General features: G+C 70.1%; 14 protein-coding genes and 1 pseudogene. 9 read left to right on the top strand and 6 right to left on the bottom strand.

What is annotated here, in order from left to right; genetic code table 11:
- The first annotated feature begins 323 nt into the window (after positions 1–323).
- Positions 324–1,085, top strand: a complete 762-nt coding sequence (locus ABT296_RS29650) for a maleylpyruvate isomerase family mycothiol-dependent enzyme (RefSeq protein ID WP_351931744.1) — start codon at positions 324–326, stop codon at positions 1,083–1,085.
- Between the two features lie 666 nt (positions 1,086–1,751).
- On the opposite strand, the gene ABT296_RS29660 is transcribed toward ABT296_RS29650, so the two are convergent.
- Positions 1,752–4,784, bottom strand: coding sequence for an AfsR/SARP family transcriptional regulator (locus ABT296_RS29660; RefSeq protein WP_351931745.1), 3,033 nt, complete (start codon positions 4,782–4,784; stop codon positions 1,752–1,754).
- Between the two features lie 258 nt (positions 4,785–5,042).
- Between ABT296_RS29660 and ABT296_RS29665 the strand changes: the two genes are divergently transcribed.
- From ABT296_RS29665 to ABT296_RS29680, 4 genes are all read left to right on the top strand, one after another.
- Positions 5,043–5,591: a hypothetical protein gene (locus ABT296_RS29665; protein WP_351931746.1), complete on the top strand. Its 549-nt coding sequence runs from the start codon at positions 5,043–5,045 to the stop codon at positions 5,589–5,591.
- A 309-nt stretch (positions 5,592–5,900) separates the two neighbouring features.
- Positions 5,901–7,313, top strand: coding sequence for an outer membrane protein assembly factor BamB family protein (locus tag ABT296_RS29670; protein ID WP_351931747.1), 1,413 nt, complete (start codon positions 5,901–5,903; stop codon positions 7,311–7,313).
- 154 nt (positions 7,314–7,467) lie between these two features.
- Positions 7,468–8,574 (top strand): hypothetical protein, encoded by a 1,107-nt coding sequence (locus tag ABT296_RS29675; RefSeq protein WP_351931748.1) that lies wholly within the window; start codon positions 7,468–7,470, stop codon positions 8,572–8,574.
- Between the two features lie 50 nt (positions 8,575–8,624).
- Positions 8,625–9,176, top strand: a complete 552-nt coding sequence (locus ABT296_RS29680) for a hypothetical protein (protein WP_351931749.1) — start codon at positions 8,625–8,627, stop codon at positions 9,174–9,176.
- 362 nt (positions 9,177–9,538) lie between these two features.
- Here the strand turns inward: ABT296_RS29680 and ABT296_RS29685 are convergent, their stop codons facing one another.
- The 3 genes from ABT296_RS29685 to ABT296_RS29695 all read right to left on the bottom strand — a co-directional run bounded on the left by ABT296_RS29685 (position 9,539) and on the right by ABT296_RS29695 (position 11,790).
- Positions 9,539–9,715 (bottom strand): hypothetical protein, encoded by a 177-nt coding sequence (locus ABT296_RS29685; RefSeq protein ID WP_351931750.1) that lies wholly within the window; start codon positions 9,713–9,715, stop codon positions 9,539–9,541.
- Between the two features lie 297 nt (positions 9,716–10,012).
- Positions 10,013–11,104 (bottom strand): tartrate dehydrogenase, encoded by a 1,092-nt coding sequence (locus ABT296_RS29690; protein WP_351931751.1) that lies wholly within the window; start codon positions 11,102–11,104, stop codon positions 10,013–10,015.
- The gene (locus ABT296_RS29695; protein ID WP_351931752.1) at positions 11,101–11,790 is read right to left on the bottom strand and encodes a GntR family transcriptional regulator; all 690 of its coding nucleotides are present in this window, start codon (positions 11,788–11,790) and stop codon (positions 11,101–11,103) included. The genes ABT296_RS29690 and ABT296_RS29695 overlap by 4 nt, the downstream gene beginning before the upstream one ends.
- A gap of 96 nt (positions 11,791–11,886) precedes the next feature.
- Here ABT296_RS29695 and ABT296_RS29700 point away from each other — a divergent pair, with 96 nt between their 5' ends.
- From ABT296_RS29700 to ABT296_RS29715, 4 genes are all read left to right on the top strand, one after another.
- Positions 11,887–13,134: an MFS transporter gene (locus tag ABT296_RS29700; RefSeq protein WP_351931753.1), complete on the top strand. Its 1,248-nt coding sequence runs from the start codon at positions 11,887–11,889 to the stop codon at positions 13,132–13,134.
- Positions 13,135–13,140: 6 nt separating this feature from the next.
- Positions 13,141–14,049, top strand: coding sequence for an NAD(P)-dependent oxidoreductase (locus ABT296_RS29705; protein ID WP_351931754.1), 909 nt, complete (start codon positions 13,141–13,143; stop codon positions 14,047–14,049).
- Positions 14,050–14,200: 151 nt separating this feature from the next.
- Complete coding sequence (locus tag ABT296_RS29710) at positions 14,201–15,562, top strand: acyclic terpene utilization AtuA family protein (protein ID WP_351931755.1); 1,362 nt, start codon at positions 14,201–14,203, stop codon at positions 15,560–15,562.
- Positions 15,555–15,878 (top strand): DUF4387 domain-containing protein, encoded by a 324-nt coding sequence (locus ABT296_RS29715; RefSeq protein WP_351931756.1) that lies wholly within the window; start codon positions 15,555–15,557, stop codon positions 15,876–15,878. The genes ABT296_RS29710 and ABT296_RS29715 overlap by 8 nt, the downstream gene beginning before the upstream one ends.
- Positions 15,879–16,208: 330 nt before the next feature.
- Here the strand turns inward: ABT296_RS29715 and ABT296_RS29720 are convergent.
- A pseudogene (locus ABT296_RS29720) lies at positions 16,209–16,307 on the bottom strand (hypothetical protein); the annotation flags it as partial.
- A 41-nt stretch (positions 16,308–16,348) separates the two neighbouring features.
- Positions 16,349–17,134, bottom strand: a complete 786-nt coding sequence (locus ABT296_RS29725; protein ID WP_351931757.1) for an alpha/beta fold hydrolase — start codon at positions 17,132–17,134, stop codon at positions 16,349–16,351.
- Between the last annotated feature and the right edge of the window lie 616 nt (positions 17,135–17,750).

The raw sequence follows: 17,750 nt of genomic DNA on the forward strand, positions 1-17,750 counted from the left end.
CAGGGCAAAGCCGTTTGTGCTGCGGATGCCCGATGGGTTCGGCTCGTCCACGCAAGACGGCCTGCGCCTCCGGCACGCACCACTGCATGGTTCCCGCCCGACTGGACTGGCCTGCCTGGGAAAGGCGCAGAGCGGTTGGAGGCGGGAGGCGCGGTCGACGGAGGCCGCGTACGTTCCTGGATGGGTCGTTCAACGAGGCATCCAGGAAGGGGGAAAGGGGCTGTGGCTACGACCAGGATCTCTCTGCGGTGCTCCAACTCCCGCAGCTGAGGGCCTGGAAAATCAGGATGCGGTCGTCTGAACGGGGGTGATAGGTAAGCGATGTGACAGATAGCCTTGAGTTTTCGGCCCTGCTGGAACTGATCGACGAGCGGTCGGCCGCGTTCCGAAGTGCGGTTGCTGCTGCGCCCCGCCTTGACGTGCCGGTGCCGTCCTGTCCCGAGTGGACGTTGTTCGATCTGGTGCAGCACCTGGGTACGGGCCAGCGCTGGTGGGCCGCGATCGTCGCCGCGGGCCCGGCCGAGGCTCCGCCGGCCAAGGATGCCGCAGAGGCGCCGCGCGAGCCTGACGCGCTGCTGGCCTGGTACGCCGAGTCGAACGAGCTGCTGCTGAGTGCGCTGCGCGAGGCCGGCCCGGAGCGCGAGTGCTGGGCGTGGTGGAGCGCCGGCCTGTCGCCGGCGAATGGGTGGGGCGTTGCCCGGCGCCGGGTGCACGAGGTACTGGTGCACACCTACGACGCCCAGCTCGCCACAGGCGCCGTGCAGCCGATGCCGGCGGACGTCGCGATCGACGGCGTCGCCGAGTTTCTCGACACCTGCAACTCCACCCCGGCCCCCTGGCCGCACGAGGCCGCCACCATCCACTACCACGCCACCGAGGGCCGCTCCTGGCTCCTCGCGCTGGACGGCACCGGCGCCTGGCCCGCACCCCTCACGGAGGCTGCCGCGCCCGCCTCCGCTTCAGCCACGGGCACGGCCGAGCAGCTGCTCCTCTTCGTCTGGGGCCGCCTCACACTGCGCGACCTGAAGATCGAGGGCGACCGGCAGGTGTTCGAACGGCTGATCGCCTGGGAGCCCGAGGAGTAGTCGTCAGTACCGCCATCGGCCGGCCTCGGTGACATCCGCGTCGGTGGACATCGCGAACGGCTCATCCTCGGAGCGACGGACGGCCTCGTACAGCTCGGTCTCGGGCCTCTCCCACAGCAGTGCCGACTCAGCCGGGGAGGGGATCTGGCTACGACCAGGCCTTCTGTGAGGTGCTCCAATGACCGACAGCTGTGCAGGGTGGGCGGGTGCCCGCCGAATACGACCCCCCCTTCCGCGGCTGCCTCGTCCACTACGAACACCCGAGATCGCCCGCAGCGTGCTCGCCAACAGGACGAGCCGAGCCGACCCAGGCAGCCGACATCTACGCCCTTGGTGCCTCCCTGCTCATCTCCGCCACCGGATGGCCCGCGGTCGAACCCCCTAACGACGCCCCACGGCCCGTGCACACCGCAAAGCTGTGACAGACGGCAAACTGGGAGACGACGAGCCCACAGCCTTGCGCAACACGCTGTGGGTCCTCCACTCGAAAATGGAACCGCAGGGGCCTTGGCGCCTTTGCGCTGGTGACGCCGGTGCACCTCTGATCCCAGAGATCCACGCCCGGCTGCGCGACCGGATCCGTGAGACGGCGGGCCTGGGAGCCGGCCGAGCGCCGCCGTCAGCGATGTGTGGTCGGTGACGGCAACCGGTTGCCGGGGCCGGCGCTCATGTCTCGTCAGAGCCCGTTGTGGGCTCGTCCGTCGGGCGGTTGGTGCCGTCGAGGCCCTCGCGGGCAAGGCTCAGTTCATGAGGATGGTCACTGGCTCCGGGCAGTGAGAGGGCAGTCCGATACTCGTGACGCGCCTCGGCGTGGCGGCCTGCCGCCGCGTAGGTGCTGCCGAGGCGGATGCGGACCTTCATCTCCAGCCCCGCGTTCGATTCCGAGGTGAGTGTGGCCAGGGCCTTGTGGTGGGTGTCGACAGCCGAGTGCAGACTGCCCTGGATGTGTTCCACGGTCGCGAGGCGCGAGAGACTCGCCGCGCGAAGGGGAACGTCCTCCGCCTCGTCGGCCAGTTCGGCCGCCCGCCGCAGAAGGTGCTGGGCCTGGATGTGGTGACCGGCGGCCACGTGGGAGTCGGCGGCGAAGCACAGGACGTTGCTGATCGCCCTGGGCAGTCCGCCCTTCTCGGCGATGGCGAGGGCGGTGGCGTTGAGCTCGAACGCCTCTTCGTGCCGGCCTTGGAGGGAGCGGATCGCGCCGAGGCTGCAGAGCGCCGCCCCCGTCAGCCAGTCGTCGTCGGTGCGGGCCGTCAGCCTCACCGCCTCGTCGAGGTGGGCGACCGCGTCCTCGACTTCGCCCAAGCCCCAGTGCGCGATGCCCATTCCGGTGGCCGCACGGGCTCGCTCCCGCAGGTCGTCGTGGGCGCGGCAGTGCCGTAGCGCTTCGGTGAATCGGGTGTGGGCGAGGCGGTGCCGCCCCTGGTAAATGTCGATCATTCCCAGGCAGTTGCGCAGCGCAGCGGGCATCCGCGGATCGGTGGCCCTGTCCGCGTGGGGCAGCGCGAGCTCCAGCGCGGTACGGCACTCGTGGTACTGGCCCTGGCGGACCAGATGCTCGACCAGGGCTTCGGCGATCCGGCAGGCATGGTCGAACTCCTCGGCAGCGGCCGCGTAGGCCACCAGGTCGGCCAGTTCCCCGCCCGCCGCTCTCAGCCATGCCGAGGCGTCCCGACGGCTGTCGAAGGCGGCAACGCCGGGACCGATGGGGGAGTTCCTGTCCCCCTCATCGCCGGCCATGCGGCCCGCGGAGGTGTAGAGGTGCAGCACGGCGTTGAGGTCCGCCGCGGCCTGGTCGGGTATTTCGGCGGCGAGGTGTCGCGCGTGGGCCCGTACGAGATCGTGGAGCCGGTAGCGGCCGGGGCGGGGCTGCTGCAACAGACTCGTGTCGACCAGGTCTTCGAGGACGTCTTCGGCTCGCTCGCGGGAAGTGTCCAGCATGACGGCGAGGGAGAGCGCGTCGAAGTCGGCGGTGGGAACACGGCCCAGAGCGCGGAAGCCGCGCTGCAGCGCCGGTGTGAGCTGGTCGTAGGACATGGTGAAGGCGGCTTCCACGCTACGGTCGCCGGCCCGCAGCTCACTGAGGCTGCGCTCGCCGTCCGACAGCCGTCCGGCCAGCAGCGTGAGGGTCCAACTCGGGCGGTGCTGGAGCCGGGAGGTCGCGATGCGCAGGGCCAGTGGCAGGCCGCCGCACCGTTGGGCGAGTTCGAGAGCCGCTTCGGGTTCGCGGTCCGCGCGCTGCGCTCCGAGGAGCTCGCGGAGCAGGGCGACCGCGTTGTCCGTGCTCAGTGGCTCGACGGTGAACCGGCGGTCGGCGTCGAGGCCGAGCAGCCGCTGTCGGCCGGTCACCAGGACCCGGCTTCCCGGTCCGGCGGGCAGGAGGGGACGTACGTGCTCGGCGCTGCGAGCGTCGTCGATGACGAGGAGGAGCCGCAATGCGCTCGTGGCCGCGCGCCAGGCCGTGACCAGGTCCTCCACGTTCTCCGGGGTGTCGGGAGATTCACCACTGTCTGCGTGGACGGCACGCAGCAGTCGGCGCAGGGCCCGCTGCGGGTCCTGCGGGCCGGGGGAGCCGCCGTGCCCGTGGAGGTCGACGAACAGGCAGCCGTCGGGGTAGTCAGCGCTGAGCGCCCAGGCGGCGCGCACCACCAGCGCGGTCTTGCCCACCCCCGCCGCGCCGTCGACCGTGACCACGGAGACAGCTCCTGGTGGCATGGGAGCGGTGAGCAGGCCGAGTTCGTGCTCACGGCCGACGAGGCAGGCTGTGTCGCCGGGGAGGTCGTTGCGCCGGGGGTGGGATCCGCCGGGGTGGTCGGACGCGGGGGAGGGGGGTTTCTCGGGCTCAGTCGCCTTGAGTGTTGGGACGGCGGGCGGCTTCGCGGCCTGTGACGGACCGAGCAGCAGCCGGTCGTCCCGGCGAAGGACGGCCTGGTGGGTCCGGCGGAGTTCCTCGCCGGGCTCCACACCCAGGTCCTCAAGGAGCCGACGGCGCATCTCCTGGTGCATGGCCAGTGCCTCGGCCTGCCGGCCGCTGCCGTAGAGCGCCCGCATCCGCAGCGCGGCGAGTGGCTCGTCGTGCGGTTGAGCCAGAGCCGGGGCCAGGAGTTCGTCGAGGGCGTCCGGGTAGCGGCCCAGTGAGATCAGGGACTCGGCCCGGTCGTGGTGCAGCATGCGCTGTTGCAGGGCCAGGCGTTGGCGCTCACTGGCTGCGAGCGGCCCGGGCAGACCGGGCAGGGGCTCGCCGCGGAACAGCTCCAACGCCCGTTGAGCGTGCCTCAGCGCCAGGTCGAGGTCCCCCGAGGCCTTCGCGCGCCGGCTCAGGGAGGACTCCTCGGCGAGTTCCGCGAGGTCGGTCCCCGCTGCGCCGAGCACGAACCGGTAGCCACCGCGCTCACTGCGGATCACCGAGCGGTCCGGCCCGGCATCCGCCGCATCGAGCGTCTTGCGCAGTGCGTAGATGTAGCTCGGCAGAACCTGGTGGCCCGTGCCAGGAGGATCAACGCCCCATACGTCAGCCAGGAGTTGGCCATACGTCACCAGGGCCGGCGCGCGATGGATCAGGGCGCAGAGGACGGCCTGGCGCCGTAGCGGTCCGAGCCTGAGCGGCGCGGTGCCGCGACGGGCGCGGACCGGTCCCAACAGGTCGATGCGCAGTTCCCCGTTCGCTTCGGCTCCATCACCGCCCGATCGCTGCGCCTGCACGCCCACAGCCAAGCCCCCGTCTTATCCGTGCCCTCGTGCGCCCCGTGCCTGCTCGGTGTGTGAGCAGTCTTTCAGATCCCTGGTTCATGGGGATTTCAGCGGCCTTGCAGGGCCTCACGGCAGAGTCTGACCGGTTGCGGTGGCTGCCGCCGCCGATCCGGATGACAGCGGTCGGCATGCCCGTGTGATCACCGTCATACGTGCTTGAAGCGGCCGATGTCAGGTCACCGCGTCAGGACACAGAGAGGACATGTCGTCATGACAGACGCCAGCCGGGCACGCGGTGCCGGGCCGACCCGTCGTGGAGGGCGCTGGGAGCGCTACCGGGTCACTCATCCCTCTTCCCTTCAGGACCAGGCGATCCTGTGGGGATTGATCGCGGGGATCGTGGTGGTCGCCCTGTTCCTCGGCTGGGCACTGGACATGAAGGGTGGCGCCGTCATCGTTGCGGCCGTCCCGTTCGTCATCGCCTGGTTCGAGAAGCGGCGCACGGCGTTCCAGTTCGACGCGGCGGGGGCACGGTTCGGCGACGTGCTGCTGCCGTGGGAGGACATCACCCAGTTCGTCGTCGCCACACCGCCGGACGACCCGCACGCGCTGATCGGCGCCAGGCTGAGTTCCGGGGCGTCCCTTCCCGCGGGTACGACCGTCCCGCCTCAGCATCCGGCCATGCCGGCCCCCGTCCATGTCGCCGTCCTCCGCGAGAAGTTCGACCTGGCGAAGATGGTCGGCAAGGCACGCAAGTACGCCCCGCCGCACATCCGGATCGTGGTCGCCGACCCGTCGGGCGAGCGTGTCGCGACGTGACCTCGCCGTCGACCACGGACACAACGAGCGGGCCGGGAAGGGCAAGTACGTGAGGTGCGGTTACCGGGTGAGGCGCCTGACCATGGCGGTCGACGCTGTGTCGAGGGCCGTCTCCCGCAAGGAGTTGTGCGCGGCCTCGGTCGTGCGCCGGCCGACGAGGGGCCGGTGAGACCGATGCAGCGGGGACCGCAGCCCTGGTACAGAACGAGCCCGCGGCAACAGCCGGTTGAGGGCAACCCGTACGCCCCGCAGGGCTTGACCCCGCCGGGTCCGTCGAGCCGCCCCGGGCGCTTCGCCAAACCGCCGGTGATGGTCACGGCCGTCGTCCTCCTGCTCCTCGTGACATGTGCAGGGCTGTATGCCGCGCAGGGCGGCAGGCCGGGCGGGTCGTCCGGGCCGGTGGCGGAGTCAGCCGCCCCTCCCACCGGGGCACCCTCCGCCGACCGCAGCCCGAGGCCCCGCGCACCCGAGCGCGAACGGATCCCGACGTCGGACGAGATCAACGCGGCCCGCAAGCCGGGCGAGGCGACCGCCTGGATCGCCGACGGCACGGAGGACCTGCCCCGGCGCAGCATCGAACTCCAGGATCTGTGGGTGGTCGGTGACACCGTCGTCCAGGCCGTGCACAAGAGGGTCACCGCCCGCCGACTCGCGGACGGTGCCGAGGTGTGGAGTGTGCCGCTGCCCGCTCCTGTCTGCGAAACACCCGTCAACCCGACCCCTGACGGCAAGGTCGTGCTGGTGTACAAGAGCAGCCAGGCGGTGCACGGGAACCGGTGCAACCAGATGCAGATGATCGATCTTCGGACCGGGAAGCTGGGCTGGCACAAGAAGCTCACCGAGAGCGGATCCCAGGACGACACGATCATCGTGAACAGTGCCATCAGTGGTCACGTCCTCGCGGTCGTACAAAGCATGAAGGCAGCCGCCTACCGGGTCGCCGACGGCGCGAAGCTCTACGACATCCCCATGGAGCACCCCGGTGAGTGCTACCCCGACGACGTGGCGGGCGGAACGCGGCTGCTGGTGAGTTACGACTGCGCGATCAGCATCGACCGCAGCAAGACCTTCAGCCAGCTCGCCGAATTCGTGCCGCGCACCGGCAAGGTCCTGTGGCGCTACCGGACCGGCCAGGGCTGGAAGATCGGCAAGGCCCTCTCCGTCGACCCCGTCGTCCTCACCACCTTCCACGCCGAGGAACGCACCGACAACTGGCGGGTGGTCGCCCTGGGGCCCGGTGGGAAACTCCGTACCACCCTCGACCCCAGGCCGAAGGGCTTCACGTACTGCGCCGAGGCGGGCGAGTCGAACGAGAACATGCAGAACTGCCGGGGCACCCTCGTCGAGGGCCGGACGGTCCACCTCGGTGGCACCGACCGGGTCGGTGCCTATGACCTCGGCACCGGCGAGTTCCTCTGGGGTGTGAAGAGCGACGGCGCCACCACCCTTCACCCCCTGCGCGCGGACGGCAGCCGACTGCTCGTCTACGAGTCTGCCTCCGTCAGCCGGCCGGGCCGGATCGTCCGCTTCGGTCCGGGCGGCGCGGAATCGGAGCAGGAAGTGCTGCGGCACCCCAGGGCTGCCCGCGCGGCGGAAACCGGGATGTACGCCGGGCACCTCGCCTACGTGAACAACCGGCTCGTCATCACACCGGCCGACGTCTACGGCGACGACGCGACACCCGAAGCTCACATGCTGTCCTTCGCCCCCACCCCGTCATGAACGGACCGGAGGCCATCGCCCCGACAGGAAAGGGCATGCACGGCACCCGACCGCGCGCAGCGCTGCCGGTCAAGTCGACCCTCCCCGTAGCGGCGCCCGCCTGCATGGTGTCTCGTCCCGTGCCGCACGCGACAACCATCGAGGAGTACGCACCATGAGCCCACTGCCGCCCGCACCGAGGCCGACGGCCCCGCGTCGCCGAGCGCGCTGGGAACGCTACCGGGTGACCGGGCCCTTCTCCCCGTCCGATCTCGCGAAGCTCTGGGGGCTCATGGGCGGCCTCGTGGCTGTCGCGCTGTTCCTGGGCTGGGCGCTGGACATGAAGGGCGGCACGATCATCGTGCTGCTGCTGCCGTCCATCCTCCTGTGGTTCGACGCGCGCCGCGTGCTGTTTCAGTTCGACCGCACCGGAGTACGCATAGGCGGTGCCGAGCTTCCGTGGCACGACGTCACGACCATCGTCGTCGTTTCCTCGCCCGCGCTCGGGCCGCAGGTGCTCATCGGAACCCGGCTGCGTGACGGCGCGGTCCCGCCGGCGCAGACGCAGGTCGCCCCGCCCCATCCGGCGATGCAGGCACCCCTGCATGTGGCAGTCGAGCGACGGAAGTTCGACCTCACCCGGCTGACCGCCAAGGCGCGCCGGTACGCACCCGCGCACGTGGAGATCACCGTCGAGGACGCAGCCGGTGCCCTGGGACCATACGCGGGCGCCAGCCGGTCCCCGGCCGCTCCGCCGCCGCCCGCCGACCCGAACCGGACCCCGGCTCCCGGCGGCCCCGGACCCGCGATACCGGCCACCCCTGGATGTCGCTGGGGCATCATCGCGGGTGCCGCACTGACGTGCACTGCGGTGGCCGCGCTGTTCGCCACCGCCATGCCACTGAGGGCATTCCTGCTCGACTCGGACCAGGGCATGTTCGTGTCGATGGCCGACGCCATGGGACTGGCCGCCTTCCCAGCCACCGACCCCATGGACGGCGTACCCGGTTGGCCCTGGCTGCTGGCCCCGCTCCTGGGCGCGGTGACCGTCGCCTACCAGGCTCTCGGGCAGCACAGGCGCTCGCGTGCCGCCAGCGTCGCGGGGCTCCTCTGCGCCACGGCTCTTCCGTTCCGCCTGCTCGTCTCCGACGTGGTCTGGGCGCCGCCGGTGAGCGGATACGAGGGTGGCTGGTGGGTGCTGCACCTTGGCGCATTCGTGGGGCTGGCCGCCTTCGTCGCCCTGGACCTGGCTCTTGCCCGGGGCAGTTCAGACCGGACCTGACCATTCATCACCCGATCCTTACCACCCGGAAATGCATCACAGGGGGAGCCTTGAAAACCCGTACCACACCCGCCGCCCTCATCGCCGCTGCCCTCGCACTCGCCGGCTGTTCCGGCACCGAGGAGCTGTCCTACGGCGAACCCGCGAAGAAGGACAATCTAGAAGTCGCCGTCCTGCGTGTGGAAGCCGGCACCCCTGCCGACCTTTCCGCACTCGAGGACGCCGCACAGTACGCGGATCGAACCCCCTACTACGTCCACTACCGCGTCACCAAGACCGAGGCCGGAGAGGTAACAGGGCCCTCCTTCGATGTCATGTCCGACGGCGGCCTGCTGACTCGGCTGAACATCATGAGCGGCTTCCCCGAGCCAACCGTCGACGCGGACGGACAGCTCACTTACCAAGAGCCCCCGACCTTCGACAAGTGCCTCGACGAGCACGACTCCGCCGAATTCAAGGCAGCCCCGGCGGGCGAAAGCTACGAGGGCTGCTCGGTCTACCTCTCGCAGCCGGGCTCCACCGAGCAGCCCGAGAAGGTCGAGTGGGTGAAGAGCGGCATGGTGCGGTCCAGCGACGATGAAGCATTCGCCGTATGGAAGTAGACGCCAGGCGGTCATCTCGATAGGCAGCCCCGCCGCAGCCGACCTCGACCAGATCCCTTGAGCCGTGAAGTGCTAACGGGCTGCTCCGCGATTGATATCGGGTGTACCGGCGCCGTCCTGCATCTTCTGGGTCAGGCCCTCATCCAGACGACGGTACAGGGGCCCGCGTCGCGCGGGAGGTGGCGGAACGCGGTGACCTGCTCGTCGGCTGCTGGGCCACCCCGCTGACTTGTAACTTCCAGAGCTGGGCGACGCCCCGAGGGACTCGGTGAGGTTTCGACTCGGCGCCCGGAGACGCCACGGAGGCAGGCGGTGGTGACCGCCGGTACCGAGGGCTGCTCGGCCTGACCGGCCGGGCGCGGTCAGCTTCTGCGGCCGCCACGCGACCAGCCGCTGCCGATTCCACCAAGGTGCAAGGCGAGCACCGTCAGCCCCAGAAGCATCACATTCGTCGAGCTGAACGCGTCATTGGTGGATATGTCTGCAGCGTTGATCAGGAAGGCGATGAAGAACAGCACTGCGGAGACGATGGCCAGCATAAGGTGCACCCCTTCGGGTCGGTCGGGGCTCCTCGCCCGTGTCCCGTGCGAATGCCCCGCGAGCGCCGCAACACACAGCTCGGACGCCCACCAACCGCATCCACCACCTCACACGCGAATCGATCGACCCACACGCCCTGGGGAGCAGTCGAGCTTTCGTGCGAGGCGCTGAGGAAATCGTCCCGGGACTCGTCGAAGCGCTCGCCGACCGCCCCCATGCGGATGGCGCTGGCCGGCATCGCCCCCCCCGATCAGCGGGAGCACCTTGAGGAATCGGCGCGGGGGCGGGCAGCGGTGTCAGTTCGGCGGCCGTTCGCGGACCCGGTCCGCTATCGCGCGGGCCAATTCGACCGTGGTGCCCTTGCCGTGCAGGTCGAACGTGAGGGGTGCCTCGGCGGGGCCGAGGGCCAACACGTCCTCGATCGCGCCGAGCAGGTGGGCGGCCGCCTCGGGGTGGCCGAGGTGCTCCAGCATCATCGAGGCGCACCAGATCTGGCCCACCGGGTTGGCGATCCCCTGCCCGGCGATGTCGGGGGCGGAGCCGTGCACCGGCTCGAACAGGCTGGGGTGGTCGCGCTCGGGGTTGATGTTGGCGCTGGGGGCGATGCCGAGCGTTCCGGCGCAGGCCGGGCCCAGGTCGGAGAGGATGTCACCGAAGAGGTTGCTGGCCACCACGACGTCGAAACGGTCGGGGTGCAGGACGAACTGCGCGGCCAGCGCGTCGATGTGGAGCTTGTCGACCCGCACGCCGGGGAACTGTCCGGCCATGTCGGCGACGCGCTCGTCCCAGTACGGCATCGAGATGGAGATGCCGTTGCTCTTGGTGGCCGAGGTGAGGCGCCGGGCGGGACGGCGCGCTGCTTGCTCGTAGGCGAAGCGCAGGACCCGGTCGACGCCGATGCGGGTCATGACGGTCTCCTGGAGAACGGTCTCTCGTTCGGTGCCCTCGAAGACGCGCCCTCCGACGCTGGAGTACTCGCCCTCGGTGTTCTCGCGCACCACGACGAAGTCGATGTCACCGGGCTCGCGGCCAGCCAGCGGGCTGCGCACTCCGGGCATGAGCCGGCAGGGGCGCAGGTTCACGTACTGGTCGAAGGTTCTTCTGATCTGCAGGAGGCTGCCCCACAGAGATATGTGGTCGGGCACGATCTCGGGCCAGCCGACAGCGCCGAAGTAGATGGCGTCGTAGCCGCGCAGGGTCTCTTCCCAGTCGGCCGGCATCATCGTGCCGTGGCGCTGCCAGTACTCGGCGCTGGCGAACCCGAATTCGTCGAGGTGGAGGCTGATGCCGAAGCGGTCGGCGGTGGCGTGCAGCGCGGCCAGGGCGGCGGGCACGACCTCCCTGCCGATGCCGTCGCCGGGAATCACGGCGATGCGGTGGCGGCTCACCGGGCCTCCCGCAGCGCGTTGAGGCCGCCCTGGGCGTCCGACAGGGCGAGGCGTTCGGCGGTGGCCTCGTCGCGGGCACGCAGGGCGCGGACCAGGGCGCGGTGGCTCGAGTACCGCTCCAGGCCGAACGTCTCGTCCTCGGCGACGCGGCTCAGCAGCAGCTCGCGGCGGCGGGTGGGGGTGAACACGCGGCTGTGTTCGAGCATGCGGACCAGTACGGGATTGTGGGCGCAGGCGCTGACCGTGTCGTTGAACTCCTGCATGGTGTCGAGGAGTTCGGTCAGGTGCCGGTCGGTTGGCCGGTCCTGGCGACTGCGCTCCTTGAGCAGGATGAGCAGGTCGTCGGCGCGGTCGAGGAGGGCATCGAGGGCGTCGAGCTGCTCGGCGGCGGCGTGACGGGCGGCGAACCGGGCGACCAGGCCGCGCAGTCCGACCTCGACCTCCGCGAGGTCGTCCTTGGCGGCGTCGCGGATCTCGGCCACCAGCACCGTCCGTGGGCCGATCCTCTCGATGAGGCCGTCGAGCTCCAGGCGTCGCAGGGCCTCACGGACCGGTGTGGGGCTGATGGCGAGCCGGTCGGCCATGCCGCGCTCGGTCACCTTCTCCCCGGCCGCGAGCTCCCCGCTGGCGATCGCGGTGCGGACATATCGGTATGCCTGGTCGGCGAGGGTCTCAGCGGAGTTCATGACCGCACCCTAACTCATGCCATGGTGAAGTCATCTTGCAACTGTTGATTATTTTGCTACATCAAAATAGCGTGACGCCGGACACGTGGAGGTCACATGGCTGAAACCCCCCGGAGAATCACCTTCTTCATCGCACTCACCCTGTTCGCCCAGGAAGCAACCTGGAACTTCTACGACAGTCAGGTGCCGGTACTGCTGCGCGAGCACGTCACCAGCGCCGCCCTGGTCGGCGCGCTCATGGGCATGGACAACCTGCTCGGCATCTTCGTCCAGCCCTGGATCGGCAACCGGTCCGACAACACCCGCACCAGGTGGGGACGGCGCGTGCCGTACCTGGCGGTCGGCATGCCCCTCGCGGCGCTGCTCTTCACCGTCCTGCCCTGGACCACGTCGGCGGCCATGCTGATCGCGGTCATGGTCGGATACGCGCTGGTCGCCAACACCATGCGCCCGCTCGCCGAGTCACTCGTACCGGACTTCATCGCGCCGGAACGGCGCAGCCGCGCCAACGCCATCGTCAAGATCGCCACCGCGCTGACCATCATCGTCGCGTCACTAATCAGCATCTTCGTCGTCGACGAACACCCCAGGGCGGCATTCGCCATCCCGTCCGCGATTCTGCTTCTGGTCACCGGCATCGTCGTCGTCAAAGTGCGCGACAACCGGTCGGCCGCCTATCGGGCCGCAGTGGCCGAGGAGGCGACCGCCGGACCCCAGGCCGCACGAGAGCCGTTCCGTCACGTCATCACCGAGATGCTCACCGACCACGACCGGCGGCGCCTGCTCCTGCTGCTCACCATCATGCTGTTCGGGGGCGCATGGTTCGCCTCACGATCCCTCGTCACCCCCTACGGCATGGAAGCCCTCGACCTGTCCCGGGGCGAAGCCGGCGGCCTCACCCTGCCCAGCGGCATCGCCTACCTGATCGCCGCCTACCCGGCCGCGCTCCTTGCCGAGCGCTGGGGCCGCGTGAAGACCATGGGCGCCGGGATAGCCCTCTTCGCCGCCGCGATGATCATCGGTGCCCTGGTGCGGACCACCACGGCGACGGTCACCGTCTTCTGCATCGCCGCGGTCGGCGCCGCCGCCTTCCTCATCAATGCGGTCGTCGCGCTTTGGAACCTGGCCCCGTCCAGCCGGGTGCTCGGCACCTACACCGGTCTGTACGCGGTGACTTGGTATCTCGGCGGCTTCGGCGGCCCCGCCCTGATCGGCGGCGCGGTCGACCTGACCGGCTGGAACCTGCTCATGCTCCACATCGCGATCCTCGCCGTCCTGTCCCTCCTCGTCCTGCTCCGACTCGGCCGGCTCCACCGCCTGGCCGTCACCCCGATCCTGAAGTGAAGCCCTATGCCCACCCTTTTGATCACCACCGACTATCTGACCCCGGGTGACGAGGTCGACAACCACCTCACCAGCCTTGGCTTCACCACCCGCCACGACCCGATGGGCGCGCAGCGCACCGCCGACCAGCTCATCACCGCCCTGGACGGCGTGACGGGCGCGCTGGTCGCCAACGAGCCGCTGACAGCCGAGGTGCTCGGCCAGGCACCGCTGCTGCGGGCCGTCGTGCGTACCGGCGTCGGATACGACTCCGTCGATGTCGACGCCGCGTCACGGCTCGGCATCAGCGTCAGCAACCTGCCCGGCGTCAACGCCAACGCGGTCGCCGAGTACACCATCGGCCTGCTGCTCGTGCAGGCCCGCGACCTGGTCGGCATGGCCGCCGGGGTCGCCGCGGGCGGCTGGCCCCGCCGCGACGGCTTCGAGCTGCGCGGCAAGATGCTCGGCATCATCGGACGCGGCGCGGTGGCCCAGCGGACAAGGTTCCTCGCCGAGGCGCTCGGCCTGAACGTGCCCCAGGGTCTCCCTCTCGAAGAACTGCTGCGCGTATCGGACTTCGTGTCGATCCACACAGCGCTCACCGACCGAACCCGCCACCTGATCGACGCTACGGCCCTCGCCAGGATGAAACCAACCGCGCACCTGATCAACACCGCCCGCGGCGGCATCGTCGACGAGCACGCCCTGGCCGAAGCCGTCCGCACCGGCCGGATCGCCGGCGCGGCCCTGGACGTCACGGAGACCGAGCCCCTGCCGACCGGAAGCGTGCTGCGTGACGTCGCCGGGATCACCGTCTTCTCGCACATGGCCGGGCAGACCGCCGAGGCCCGCCGCGACGCGGGGATGAAGGGCGCCCGCGAACTGGTCGCCGCCCTCGCCGGGCACCCCGCCCACGCCGTGACAGGACCGCGGTGAGCCGCCACCACGCCGGTGAACCCGCCGAGTCCGGTGGCGGAGTCACGCACGGCTACCCGCCCCGGAAAGCACCTTCCTCAGCCGACGTCCCTTCCCCGGCCGCCCGGCGGCCCTGCCCCTCCGCCCCATCACCAATACAAGGAGCATCGCGGTGAACGAAGTACGCGTCCTCACACCGGTCGGCATGCTCGGCGCGGGATTCCCGCCCGAGACCCTGACCCGCGGCCTCGAACTGGGCGCCGACGTCATCGCCGTGGACGGCGGCTCGACCGACTCCGGCCCCTACTACCTGGGCACCGGCATCGCCAAGACCGCAGCCGCGGCCGTCGCCCAGGACCTGCGGCTGCTCCTGCGCGCCGCCGCCGACGCCGGAATCCCACTGATCATCGGCTCGTGCGGTACCAGCGGCACCGACTCGGGCGTCGACTGGGTCGCCGACATGACCCGCGCCATCCTCGCCGAGGAGGGCCTCGACCTGAAGGTCGCCACCATCTACAGCGAGCAGCGGGCCGCCGACCTCAGCGAACGACTCAACCGCATCCACCCACTGGCTCCCGTCGGACCGCTCGACACCGCAACACTCGACAGCTGCCGGCACATCGTCGGCATGATGGGCCACGAACCAATCGTGGCGGCCCTTGAGTCCGGCGCCGACGTGGTGCTCGCCGGGCGGGCCACCGACACCGCCATAGCGGCCGCGTTCCCCCTGATGAAGGGCATGCCTGCCGGACCCGTCTGGCACGCCGCGAAGATCGTCGAGTGCGGCGGGCAATGCACCACCAACCCGCGCGCCGGCGGGGTGCTGGCCACCATCGACGCGGACGGCTTCACGATCGAACCGCTCGATCCCGACAACGCCTGCACCCCCACATCGGTCGCCGCACACATGCTCTACGAGACGGTCAACCCGTTCACCATGCGCGAGCCGGCCGGCACCATTGACGTCTCCGACGCCGTCTACGAAGCCCTCGACCCACGCCGCGTAAGGGTTGAGAAATCCCGGTTCACACCCGCCGACCAGCACACGATCAAGCTCGAAGGCGCACGGATCACCGGCTACGAAACCATGTCGTTCACCGCGATCCGCGACCCGCACATCCTCGGGCAGATCGACACGTGGGCAGCCCTGATGCGCAAGATGATCGGTGAATGGGTGAACCGCACCCTCGGCCTGGGCGACGACGACTACGCCGTCGACCTGCGCCTGTACGGCCACAACGCCATCCTCGACGCCATCGAGCCGGACCGGCGGCCACCCCGCGAGGTCGGCGCCATGCTGCTCGTACGGGCCGCCGACCAGGCGACCGCCACGGCCATCGCCAAAGTCGCGAACCCGCTGATGCTGCACCTGCCCACGCCGGACATGAACTACCTGCCCAGCCTCGCGTTCGCGACCTCACCGGCCGAGACGGAGCGGGGCGCCGTCTACGAGTTCGCACTGCACCACGCCATCGACGTGGACTCTCCCACCAGCATGTTCCGCATCAACCTGCCGGAGGTCGGCGATGCATGAGACCCGTACCATCGCGGACCTCGCCCTCGAGGTCCGCTCCAAGAACGCCGGCCCCTTCTGGGTCACGATGGAACTGTTCATGCGCGACGCGGTCGGCTACACGATCGTCGCCGACCCCGCCTACCTCAACGCCTCAACTGTCGCCCGGCTGTACGGCATCGACGCGGACACCGTGCAGATCTTCCGCCTCCCGGCACTGCACGTCGTCAAGATCTCTTTCCCGCGACCGGTTTCCCAGGGCAGCCTGCGCGACCGCGACATCCACGCGGGCCAGCATCACGTCCCGCTGGCCCTGTTCCCACTCCCGAGCCCCTGACCGACGCACGCCGGAGCCCCGCCGGAGGACGCGACCGGCACCCCAGGCTGATCGATCCACTGCCGCCCCCGGACTGCGTCCCCTCCCAGCCGGGAGGGAGGGGGCGGCCCACCACCGAGACAGGCACCCCACAGCGGCCACACCATCACAGGAGGAGTCCGGCGCGCTTGGAATGACCCGTCGCAGTGAGCGCGCACGAGGGAGATCTCCGGGCCGGGAGTTCGCCCGGAGGGCATGCAGCGAGAAGGCGGCCCCTTCGTGCCGGGCGACCCCCGACGGTTCCCCCGTAGGGGCACCAAGAGCGCCGCAGCCCGTGTCGGCTCCCCCCGCCAAGGCAAGGGCTGAGGAAGGAAGTTCGGCGGAGCCGGAGGCCACCAGGCAACTCCCCAACGCCTGCGCGAGGGTCGACGCCTGCCATGGCTCGACCATCGTCGCCTCGACCCCGCTGCGCCGGGCCGAAGCAGACCGGGTCAGGGCTCTTGCCCGACGTGGTCCGAAAGCGCCGCCGAGGTGGCGCGGGCGAACCCTTCGGGGTTGTCCAGCATGATGTTGTGCCCGCAGTCCGGGATCGAGACCACGGCCACCCCGGCCTCGGTGAGCACATCGGTGCCCGGGAGCGGGGCATCGGCCTCAGGCAGCAAGTAGGTGCGGGGGACCCTCAGACGCAGCAGAAGCTGACGCATGGTGGGAGTAGTGCCGCGGGTGAGGTGCACCGCGCTGCGGTACAGGGCTTCCCGGCCGGCCAGCCGCATCGTGGACCACCAGTGCGAGCCGGCCCGGTCCCGGATCTCCTCCCAGCCTCCCGCCAGCAACTCCTCCTCGGAGTATGCGGCGATGCCGCTGCTGCCTGGTGCACCAGGTGCGGGCACGATCGGGTCGAGGTTGGCGTCGACCAGGACCAGGCGGGAGACCAGCTGAGGGTGCCGGGTGGCCAGGACGATGGCCACCGAGCCGCCCATGCTGTGCGCGATCACTTCGGCACCCACGATACCCGCGCTGTTCAAGGCCGCGGCGAGGGCATCGGCGTGGGCTTCCAAGGTGTAGTCGAAGCCGGTCGGCCGGTCACTGATGCCGTGCCCGAGCAAGTCGACCAGCAGCGAACGGCGTCCGGCCAGCAGGGGATGAACCGCGACCTCCGCGAAGTAGGCCGGCGACGTGGCACCCAGACCATGGACGTAGACGCGCGACGGCTCCTCTCCCGGCAGCTCGACCCAGCGGATCTGATCACCCTCGGACGTCACAGCGGCGTTGCGCACAGTCTGCTCTCCTCCACTGCCGATCGACGAAAGGGACGAGAGTAGCCACTGAGCGTCAGTGCACCATCACCTACCCCCAGGCCCGGACCTCACACGGGCAGCAGGAGCCCCTGGCCCCGACCAGAACAATCATGTGAGCCCGGAGCCGACACCGGGTGCCCTTCCCCGGCCGATTCCCCCCGGAACACCAGAGGCGCAATCCACTGGCGGCGCGGGACATAGCCTCTCACCTCGACGCACGTGCGCCGCCACGAGGTCGGATCGGCACGAGCAGCTGACGCTGGGCAGCCAGGAATCATCCTCGTGCAGAACGCCTGGCCCTCGGCATGCGAACCGCCGAGAGCCACGCGCTTGGCAGTCTGCACGCTTGGTCCTGGACCGGGTCGCGGCCGGAGCAATGCTCAGTACCTGTGGATCGGCCTCGGGAAGGGTGCCTCGCGAAACGCGGAGGGCGTACCTTCCCGAGTGATCGATTGATGGTCACCGAGTAGGCCCGCGTTCGCAGCGCGGGTCGGGAAGGCACGCCCGTGCTCAGCGTAGTCAATGCCGACGGCAGCACCCCGAACGGCTCCCTGATCGACGGGATCGTCCGCGAAGGTGCACGGCGGATGCTCGC

The sequence above is a fragment of the Streptomyces sp. NPDC000983 genome (assembly GCF_040299205.1).
Classification (GTDB): domain Bacteria; phylum Actinomycetota; class Actinomycetes; order Streptomycetales; family Streptomycetaceae; genus Streptomyces.

Bases quoted from the DNA above. Each gene is read 5' to 3' on its own strand.
- ABT296_RS29665 (WP_351931746.1), top strand. From the start codon at position 5,043: ATGACAGACGCCAGCCGGGCACGCGGTGCCGGGCCGACCCGTCGTGGA.
- ABT296_RS29670 (WP_351931747.1), top strand. From the start codon at position 5,901: ATGGTCACGGCCGTCGTCCTCCTGCTCCTCGTGACATGTGCAGGGCTG.
- ABT296_RS29675 (WP_351931748.1), top strand. From the start codon at position 7,468: ATGAGCCCACTGCCGCCCGCACCGAGGCCGACGGCCCCGCGTCGCCGA.
- ABT296_RS29685 (WP_351931750.1), bottom strand. From the start codon at position 9,715: ATGCTGGCCATCGTCTCCGCAGTGCTGTTCTTCATCGCCTTCCTGATC.
- ABT296_RS29695 (WP_351931752.1), bottom strand. From the start codon at position 11,790: ATGAACTCCGCTGAGACCCTCGCCGACCAGGCATACCGATATGTCCGC.
- ABT296_RS29700 (WP_351931753.1), top strand. From the start codon at position 11,887: ATGGCTGAAACCCCCCGGAGAATCACCTTCTTCATCGCACTCACCCTG.
- ABT296_RS29705 (WP_351931754.1), top strand. From the start codon at position 13,141: ATGCCCACCCTTTTGATCACCACCGACTATCTGACCCCGGGTGACGAG.
- ABT296_RS29715 (WP_351931756.1), top strand. From the start codon at position 15,555: ATGCATGAGACCCGTACCATCGCGGACCTCGCCCTCGAGGTCCGCTCC.